This window comes from Rosettibacter primus (genome assembly GCF_036860675.1).
GTDB classification, from domain to species: Bacteria; Bacteroidota; Ignavibacteria; order Ignavibacteriales; family Melioribacteraceae; genus Rosettibacter; species Rosettibacter primus.
On record NZ_JAYKGK010000003.1, the window covers coordinates 65,570 to 74,614 of the forward strand.

Here is a 9,045-nt window from a genome sequence, read left to right on the forward strand (position 1 = left end):
ATTAGAAAGTTTTATTAAGTTCTCTCATATAATTTAAATATTCAAGCTGCACTTCGAGAGATGGTATGATTTCGTTTCTCTTAAAATTAATTTCTTGAGAAAGCATTTTCATCAATTTATCTATTGCATCAAACATATTAATCATATAAAAATCTGTATCACGAAGGTAATGAATTAATTTCAATGTTCTAAATGCATCAAACCAGTAAAGCTTTTGTTTCTGAATTTGTTCATCATTCTTTGAATTCTTAAAAATGTTTTTCATTGCTTTATCAAAAGAATTTATATTTAGAAATTCTTTCAATCGAATATGAATTTTTTCTGCTTGATTCAAATAGTAATTTTCGTCCATTAAATTTTCAGAATGAAAAATATCAAGCCATTTTTTCAGAATGTTAAAGCTTTCGGGATGATATAAATAATATTCATTCTCAGAACCTTGCAAGAATTTACTTATCCGCTTACCTGTTCCAAATGGAACACGCAAAGAAATTCTGCTTGAAGGATATACTGTTGTTGTATTGATTTGATGAATTGAAGTTATCTTTGCCAATTTTTCAAGAAAGTAAAAATCTTCGCCTGCTTTTCTTTTATTCATTCCTCCTGCTTTGCAATAACTTTCGACATCGCACACAATTGTTGATCCAATTGTTTGATAAGCATAACGTGAGCCTGCATATTTCAATCCTGTTACATAATATCTCAAAAACAATTCATAACAAATTATTGCAAGTTTTTCTTTTTTATTTTCCGGTAAAATATGCTCATAATAAACATAAGCTGCGTTATAGCTTTTTTGATTGAAAGTATTAATAATTGCATCTAAATAATTTTTACCAACAATACAGTCTGCATCAAGGCATATCAATATTTTTTTTCGATTACTTTTATAATTAAAAACTTCTAATGCTAAATCCATCCCGATTTTTCTTGCCAGACCTACGCCAGCTTCTTTATCTAAAAGTGCTTTATTTTCACTTGAAGCATCAACAATGCCAATTTTAATTCCTTTCTCGTAAATTTTTTTTGTAAAATCATCATTACTTCTTTTGTTGATTAAATTTCTAAGAAACACAATGGTTTTTCTATTATCTTCCTTAATGTCCTGATTGCAATTTTCAGGATTATTGATTACAAAAAGAAATAGTGTTTCATTAAAATAAATCGTATCGTTTTCCGATATTGAGTTTAATAAATTTATGATATTTTCATATTCTTTTATTGCAGGAATAACAACTACATTATTAATATTTTTCAAATCTTCAGCTTCAATACTCCATTTATCGGATGAATGTTTTCCCAAGTAAGATAAAACAAAGGTTGGTAATTTTTTTTCAAATGGTTTATTCATGAGAAATAATTTTCTGAAATTATTTTTTCAGCAGCTTTGTAATCTGCACCATCAATCCAGTGAATTTTAATTCCTTCTCTTTCCATCTTTCTAAACCATGTCATTTGTCTTTTTGCAAACTGATGAATTGCACTGTTAAGTTTCTGAAACATATCGTTGTAATTAAGTTCGCATTTAAGATACATGCCAATATATTTATATTCGAGTCCAAAAAATTCTAATTTGTCGAATGTGATACCATCTGCAACAAGTTTTTCGACTTCTTCAATCATTCCATTTTCAAGTCTGTGTTTAAGTCTGCTTGTAATTCTTTCTTTAACTTTTTCTCTATCGAGATAAATTCCTATTGTTAATGAATTTATTTTAGGGTTCTCCGTTAGAGAGCCCATCTTCTCTTCTGCAATAATTATTGCTTTTATTATCCTATCTTTTATAATTAAATCAGTTGTATTATGAAGTTTTGGATTAACCTTTTTAAGTCTCTCTCTTAATTGTTCGATACTCAATTTATTGAGCTCATCATATTTTTGTTTATTGAATTCTACCTTGTTCAGTTTATATCCTTTTAAAATTGCATGAAGATATAAACCAGTTCCTCCAACAAGAAACGGTATTTTATTTCTTGAATTAATTTCTTGAAAAGTTTTATAAAAATGTTGTGTAAAAAGGAAAAGATTAAATTCTTCTGAAGGTTCAACAATATCTATTAAGTGGTATGGAATTTTTTTCCCGTCAACTATGTAATCATCTAAATCTTTTCCTGTGCCAATATTCATTCTTTTATAAACCTGGCGGGAATCTGCAGAAATTATTTCTCCATCAAACCTGTTGGCCAATAATGCAGCTAATCTTGTTTTTCCAACAGCAGTTGGACCTAAAATTGTAATTAAATTATAATTCATAAAATGAAATTAACTCAATCAAAATCTTCAATCACAAAATCATTTTATAAAACAGTTACAGTCGGAAGAGTAATAACAAAAGTTGCTCCTTCACCAAGTGAACTCTGGACTTCAATTTTCCCACCGTGTGCTTCAACAATTTGTTTTGTAATAGATAATCCCAAACCTGTTCCTTCTTTTTTCCCTTGAGTGAAAAATGGTTCAAAAATTTTTTCTTTAAGGCTTTCAGCAATGCCGAGACCTGTATCGCTAAAAAGTATTTTTACTTTCTTATCTTTTTCTTCTTTTTTTGTAGAAATTGTAATTGTTCCGCCATCGGGCATTGCATCACAAGCATTTTTAATTAAGTGCATATAACACTGATAAAATTCTTTGACATCAAGTTTTACATTTACATCTTTATCAAATTCATTAACAATTTTACAATTGCGCGATTCCACATAAGTTTCAATTCGTGTTGAATAGTCTGTCAATGTTTTATTAAGACTTACAGTAATGGTTCTTAAAATTGTTTTTCCTTCTGAATAGCTTGAAGTAGTTTGAACTAAATCAGCTACATGATTTAATTGTTCGAGCAGCATATCAACAATTTGAACATTATCGGGAGATAAATTTTTATTCTTCAAATGTTCTGCATAACGCTTGCTTACAAGAATCGGTTTTTTAATATCCTGGATTAAAAAATTAGCCATCTTGCCAAGTGATTGAACTCTTTCAGCCTGCAATAATTTTTCTACAAGTTCTGCATTTTGAAGAGCAATTGCAGAATGTATTGACATTGCATTTAGAAGTTCTTCATCATACTTAGAGAATTCGCCTTTCTTGCTGTTTAATAACTGAAGAACACCAATTATTTCTCCCTTTTTATTTTTAATAGGGAATGTCAAAGCATTTTTAGTTTCGTAACCACTTGCTTTGTCAAAATCGGAACGATACCTTGAATCTTTAGATACATCTTTTATATTCAGTATTTCTCCAGTTCTGGCAACATAGCCCGCCATACCTTCGCCAATTTTTAATCTTATCTCTTTAATTTCCGAACCCATTGCTATCAAAGACCAGAGTTCATTTTTCTCCTTATCTATGAGGTACAATGTACCTCTATCGGCATCTGTTAATTCTGTTGCAACCTCAACTATATTTTTCAAAACTTCATCTATTTTAATAGTTGAGTTTACAAGCTCGGCAGCTTTGATTATCATTTGAAGTTGATCAATTTTCATTTTTATTTCCTCTTGCTCTATATCTTTTTTGATTTCTTTAATCTCTTTTTTTTCATTAATGTTTATTAATTTTTCATCAACTTCTTTAAATATTTCTTCAGTCTCATAATCCTGCCAGGTAATGTTTTCTTTTATTTCCAATTCTTCTTTTGCTGGCTCAATTTTCTGAGCTTGCTCTTCTTGAATAATTTCTTCTTCATTTTCAACATGTTCAGGTGAATCATAAAATTCATCGAAATCTGCTTTTATCTTTTCCTCTGTTTTTTCCAAAGTTTCATCACTTAATGAACTTGAAGTACTTTGATCTGCTCCGCTTAAAATCTGGAAAAATGTATCATCAATATTATCATTAAAACTGGATTGAATTTCTTTTTCTTCTTTTTGTTCAGGCAGTTCAAACTCCGGTTTTGGAATTCCATTTTCATTTAGCATTGATTCTAAAAAATCTTCTTTAAATTCTTCAGATGGTTTTGACAAATCTACTTCTGGTTTCGGAATTCCATCATCATTAAACAATACTTTTTCTACATCAGACACTTCTTCATCTTTCTTAATTTCATTTATAGAATTATCAATCAAAGGTTCTACTACTTTGTTTTCAGAAGATACATCTGCAATAGACTTAAAGAAATTTTCAACTGATTTTTCCGTATGTTCATTTTCTGTTTCTGAAATTTCTTCAAATGTTGGATGCTTCGTTTCTTTATCTTCGTAAATATCTTCATGCTCAGAAACTGGTTCGAGCATATTTAATTTAATTTTCTCATCCTGTTTAATTAAATCATCAATTTCATCTTTCGATAAAACAATTAAATAGGTATCCCGCAAAACAACAGCAGTTGATGTTCGTGATGTTTGTTCCAAATATTCTTCATGTCCAAAAAATGAATTGTCAGAATAGATATATGATTTACTTTTGCCAAGCAATCGTTTTTTAAGTACATTTACCTCGCCATTTATTACCAAGTAAATTTCATTTACAGCATCACCTTCGCGGTAAATTATTTGTCCTTCGTTTAGAGTTAATAATTTTCCTTTAATCTTACTGAAATCGATTTTAGAAATCTCAATATTTTTCAGTAATTTGTTTTTACTTAATGTAATTATTAATTGATTTTCCATTTTATTCATAAAATTATGCTTAATAATGAAATTACTAAAGCCATAAAACATCTTTCAAAGAATGATATTGTTCTATCAAGATTAATAAAAAACTACGGCACATGCAAAATAGAACCACACAAAAAATACTTTTTTGCTTTATTAAGAGCAATAATCGGGCAACAGCTTTCTATGAATGCTGCCGCAGCAATTGAGAAAAAATTTATGTCAAATTACAATAACAAACCCACACCAGAATTAATTTTACAAACAAGCGATGAAAATTTACGTGCATTAGGCTTGTCAAACGCAAAAGTAAAATACATAAAAGATTTATCTGAAAAAATTATAAATAACAAAATTACACTGCGGGGAATTTCTACTATGACCGACGAAGAAATTATAAACGAGTTAACAAAAGTAAAGGGTATTGGAATCTGGTCTGTTCACATGTTTTTAATTTTTACATTAGGAAGAATGAATGTTCTTCCTTACTCAGATTTTGGAATTAGAAAAGCTGTAATGTTAAATTACGGATTGAAAAATTTACCTGACAGCAATAAAATTATAAATATTGCAAAAAAGAACAACTGGCATCCATATTGTTCAATAGCAAGTATTTATTTATGGAAAAGTTTGAATAATCAACCAAATAGATGAATCTTAATTAAAATAATGGCATCATACTCAATGAATGAAAAAGAATTAATTGAAAAAGCACAAAAAGGTGACAGAAAAGCTTTAACAGAACTTGTGAAAATATACGAACAAACTGTATACAATTTTTCCTTTAAAATCTGTCGAAATAAAGAAAGAGCAGAACATACAATGCAGGAAACTTTTTTAAGCATGATAAAAAATTTACATCAGTTTAGCGGGGACTCAAAATTATCTACATGGCTTTATCGTGTAGTAGCAAATCATTGTTTGATGCTTGCCCGTAGTGAGAACAAATATGGGTTTACCTCTCTTGATGATGACGATGCTTTAATTGATGAAAAACACATAGCTGAATGGAAAGTAACTCCAGAACATGTAACAGAAAATAATGAGCTCAAAAGAATTCTCGATGAAGCAATTCAAAAACTTTCGCCAGAATATAGAATTGTATTTATGTTAAGAGATGTAGAAGGATTGTCTACCGAAGAAACAGCAAAAATTGTTGACCTTTCCATACCAGCTGTAAAGTCAAGACTTCATCGCGCAAGAGCTTTTTTGAGAAACGAATTAAATAAAAGATTAGCTTATGAATAAACCAACTTGCAAAGATGTAATGATGCACATTTGTGATAATCTTGGTGAAGAACTTAATTCACCAATGTGCATTGAAATTAAAGCTCACCTCGAAAGCTGTGAAAATTGTCAGCACTTCTTCAAATCGGTAGAAGATACAATTCAATTTTACAAAAAATACAATGTGCAATTATCAGAAGATGCACATAATAGATTACTTGAGTTTTTAGGGTTAAAAGAACAATAATCTTGTTTTTCTTTTATTATAAAAATTTTGTGAGATTCCTGCTTAGAATAATATAAGTCAAAAATTGACAAATAAGAAGTTACGATAATAATCCTTCAATAAATGAAGCATTAATAAAATTGAAATAAAATTCTATGCTTCAAAGTATACAAAATAATATTACAATCTAATCAGCTTTACTCAAAAGCAATTTATATAAGGATACAATATGCTTTCGCTAAATTCTAATCCTTAAAACAGCTTAAATATTATCAATAGCTATTCAATTTCGGTAATTTAATTTATTTAGTATTTTCTGATTGATCGGTTTTACATGTCGAGATACCAAATGGAACATACAATAGGCATCGACCAGTTAATGCTGTAAGTATTGGTATTAATCCAATTAATCCCCATAAACTTTGAGAAAAAATTCCAATGACTATTATTGCGAGACCTATAATTATTCTAATTATTTTGTCTGTTGTTCCAATATTTTTCTTCATATTTCCTCCTGAAGTATTTTGTTTGACTATTTGATGTAATAAACCAGAATAAGATTCACTTTATTAATAAACATTTATTAATATATTTTTGATTTTCCGTCATAAGCACAATATAATAAATACCTGCCGATAAATTACTTCCATCAAATTCAATTTCATAATTCCCAGGATAATAAAAATCATTAACAAGGGTTTTTATTTCTTTTCCAAGCACATCAAATACTTTAATGATGATTTTTTTACCTGAATGACTATCATCATCAGGAATTGAGTATTTAACTTTTGTAATTGGATTAAATGGATTGGGGAAATTTTGATGTAATTTAACTTGATTTGGCAACTCAAGTTTTACAGAAATTTCATCTGAGTATTCAAATGTGCCGTCATAATCAATTTGTTTTAGTTTATACAAAAATTCATATCCCCCTGAGGGTTCATCCACATATGAATAAAATTTAGGTGAATTACTATTTCCGTTTCCCGGAATAAAATCAACTTTTTGCCATTGATTATTTGCATGGGATGATTTATTTAATCGTAGCAATTCGAATCCATAATTATTTACTTCAGTTGCTGTTAACCAGTTTAATTGAACTTTATTTCTAAATGGCATTGCAGTAAATGATATTAGTTCAACCGGAAGAGGTGATGGAATAGCGTTGGAGAAAAAATCATTTCTATTATCATCGGAATCCCAACCATTTCCATTGATTCCATATGTTTCATTACCATTGTTATCTTTTCTACAAAGACTTTTAGCAGAAGAACTTGGATAAACTGCATAGTTACTTCCTTCATATTCATTTGCTGAACTTCCATATCCCACAAAATCAACAACATCTACATCTGATTTATTAGTTATTGCCTCAGAATTACTTACTAAAGCTATTTTCCCAGCAGTTCCAGATAGATTGATATTGCCAGTAATATTTGGAGTTGTCGGTAATGAATTACCTATATCTCCTCCGCTGTAAAGTTGAATTAGATAGTAACTATTAGATTTTATTGTTCCATTTAAGGTTAATAAATTATTACTGTAATTATAATTTGTAGCTGGTGAATATTGCAAAGACCAGCCCGTTATGTTAACATCACTTTGTGTTGGATTATACAAAACAACGTAATCATATTTATAAATAGCTCCACTATTGCCCCCATTTCCATAAATTTCTGCTATAACAATATGATTAGCTACTTGTGCATAAATAATTAAATGTTTCAAAAATATGAACGCAAGAAGGAATTTTTTCATGTTTACCCCCATTGTATTTCTTTTTAGAAAGGAACAGAAATAGAAGCTATGTGAATTTAATTATTTCTATTTATAAATACATCAAAAAAATTTTTTATGAACTATTCGGGTAAATTTTTTGTCTTTAATAAAAATTCTTAACACAATGATATACATCAAACTTTTCTTTATCATTCTGCTAATAATGAATAAGCATAGTGAAATTAAAATTCAATCAGAAGTTAAAATGAGTTACAGTAAATATGAAATTGCAACTTTGGGAGAAGGATGTTTCTGGTGCAGTGAGGCAATTTTTCAAAGAATAAAAGGGGTAATAAAAGTAGAAAGCGGTTACTCAGGAGGAAATTTCCCCAATCCTTCTTATGAGGATGTTTGCACTGGTAAAACAGGTCATGCAGAAGTTGTTCAAATTACATTCGACCCATCAATAATTTCTTACAAAGAATTATTAGAAATATTTTTCAGCACACATGACCCTACAACATTAAACAGACAGGGTGCAGATGTAGGCACTCAATATCGTTCAGTTATTTTTTATCACAATGATGAACAAAGAAAAATTGCAGAAAAATTAAAAGAAGAATTAAATAAAAGTAAAATTTGGGAAAATCCAATTGTAACAGAAATTAGTCCATTCAAAAATTTTTATAAAGCTGAAGATTATCACCAAAATTATTACAACAACAATTCATATCAGCCATACTGCAGTTTTGTTATCTCACCAAAATTAGAAAAGCTGAAAAAGTATTTTAAGAACAAATTAAAAAAGCCCAACTAAAAATTTAATTGGGCTTTAATTGAAGCTAAGTTAAATTCTGCAAATGAATTATTTTATAACTTTTACTTCCTGAGCTTGCGGACCTTTTTGTCCTTGAGCAATAGTGAATTCAACCTGTTGACCTTCTTGAAGACTGCGGTAGCCTTCGCCAACGATTGCCTGGAAATGAACAAAAACGTCATCTCCATCTTTGCGTGAAATAAATCCGTAACCTTTAGAACTGTTGAACCACTTAACGGTTCCTCTTACTTTTTCTGCCATCTTAAAGATGCTCCTAAAAATGTTAATAAATAAATTAATTGCGAACAGAGCACCTGAATTGTTTTACCAAAAAACAATTTTCTACTGCTCAAGTTCATAAAAAAAGGGACTTGGAGATTAACCACAAGTCCCTTCGCTCCGCGTGCAGGACTCGAACCTGCAACCCTGCGGTTAACAGCCGCATGCTCTACCATTGAGCTAACGCGGAATAC

At 29.6% G+C, this 9,045-nt stretch carries 10 protein-coding genes and 1 tRNA gene; 4 read left to right on the forward strand and 7 right to left on the reverse strand.

Annotated elements, in window-relative coordinates; all coding sequences use genetic code 11:
* Window position 1: 1 nt before the first annotated feature.
* From VJY32_RS05085 to VJY32_RS05095, 3 genes are read right to left on the reverse strand one after another with little or no spacing between them, the layout of a single operon-like run.
* Window positions 2-1,351 carry a glycosyltransferase family 2 protein gene (locus VJY32_RS05085; protein WP_353676815.1) on the reverse strand — a complete coding sequence of 450 codons (1,350 nt, stop codon included), beginning with the start codon at window positions 1,349-1,351 and terminating at the stop codon, window positions 2-4.
* Window positions 1,348-2,253 carry a tRNA (adenosine(37)-N6)-dimethylallyltransferase MiaA gene (gene miaA, locus VJY32_RS05090; protein WP_353676816.1) on the reverse strand — a complete coding sequence of 302 codons (906 nt, stop codon included), beginning with the start codon at window positions 2,251-2,253 and terminating at the stop codon, window positions 1,348-1,350. The genes VJY32_RS05085 and miaA overlap by 4 nt, the downstream gene beginning before the upstream one ends.
* A 44-nt stretch (window positions 2,254-2,297) precedes the next feature.
* Window positions 2,298-4,607, reverse strand: coding sequence for an ATP-binding protein (locus tag VJY32_RS05095; RefSeq protein ID WP_353676817.1), 2,310 nt, complete (start codon window positions 4,605-4,607; stop codon window positions 2,298-2,300).
* 6 nt (window positions 4,608-4,613) lie between these two features.
* On the opposite strand from VJY32_RS05095, the gene VJY32_RS05100 reads away from it, so the two are divergent.
* From VJY32_RS05100 to VJY32_RS05110, 3 genes are read left to right on the forward strand one after another with little or no spacing between them, the layout of a single operon-like run.
* A complete protein-coding gene (locus tag VJY32_RS05100) occupies window positions 4,614-5,237 on the forward strand; it encodes a DNA-3-methyladenine glycosylase family protein (protein WP_353676818.1) in 624 nt (207 codons plus the stop codon).
* Window positions 5,238-5,252: 15 nt separating this feature from the next.
* Window positions 5,253-5,831 (forward strand): RNA polymerase sigma factor, encoded by a 579-nt coding sequence (locus VJY32_RS05105; protein ID WP_353676819.1) that lies wholly within the window; start codon window positions 5,253-5,255, stop codon window positions 5,829-5,831.
* Window positions 5,824-6,057: a zf-HC2 domain-containing protein gene (locus tag VJY32_RS05110; RefSeq protein WP_353676820.1), complete on the forward strand. Its 234-nt coding sequence runs from the start codon at window positions 5,824-5,826 to the stop codon at window positions 6,055-6,057. The genes VJY32_RS05105 and VJY32_RS05110 overlap by 8 nt, the downstream gene beginning before the upstream one ends.
* Window positions 6,058-6,338: 281 nt before the next feature.
* Here VJY32_RS05110 and VJY32_RS05115 read toward each other — a convergent pair whose 3' ends face one another.
* The gene (locus VJY32_RS05115) at window positions 6,339-6,542 is read right to left on the reverse strand and encodes a YgaP family membrane protein (protein WP_353676821.1); all 204 of its coding nucleotides are present in this window, start codon (window positions 6,540-6,542) and stop codon (window positions 6,339-6,341) included.
* 55 nt (window positions 6,543-6,597) lie between these two features.
* Window positions 6,598-7,794 (reverse strand): lamin tail domain-containing protein, encoded by a 1,197-nt coding sequence (locus VJY32_RS05120; protein ID WP_353676822.1) that lies wholly within the window; start codon window positions 7,792-7,794, stop codon window positions 6,598-6,600.
* A gap of 226 nt (window positions 7,795-8,020) precedes the next feature.
* Between VJY32_RS05120 and msrA the strand changes: the two genes are divergently transcribed.
* Window positions 8,021-8,572: a peptide-methionine (S)-S-oxide reductase MsrA gene (gene msrA, locus VJY32_RS05125; RefSeq protein ID WP_353676823.1), complete on the forward strand. Its 552-nt coding sequence runs from the start codon at window positions 8,021-8,023 to the stop codon at window positions 8,570-8,572.
* Between the two features lie 48 nt (window positions 8,573-8,620).
* Here msrA and VJY32_RS05130 read toward each other — a convergent pair whose 3' ends face one another.
* Together VJY32_RS05130 and VJY32_RS05135 are read right to left on the reverse strand one after the other, a co-directional pair.
* Window positions 8,621-8,833, reverse strand: a complete 213-nt coding sequence (locus VJY32_RS05130) for a cold-shock protein (RefSeq protein WP_353676824.1) — start codon at window positions 8,831-8,833, stop codon at window positions 8,621-8,623.
* A 136-nt stretch (window positions 8,834-8,969) separates the two neighbouring features.
* Window positions 8,970-9,041: transfer RNA gene (locus VJY32_RS05135), tRNA-Asn, on the reverse strand.
* Between the last annotated feature and the right edge of the window lie 4 nt (window positions 9,042-9,045).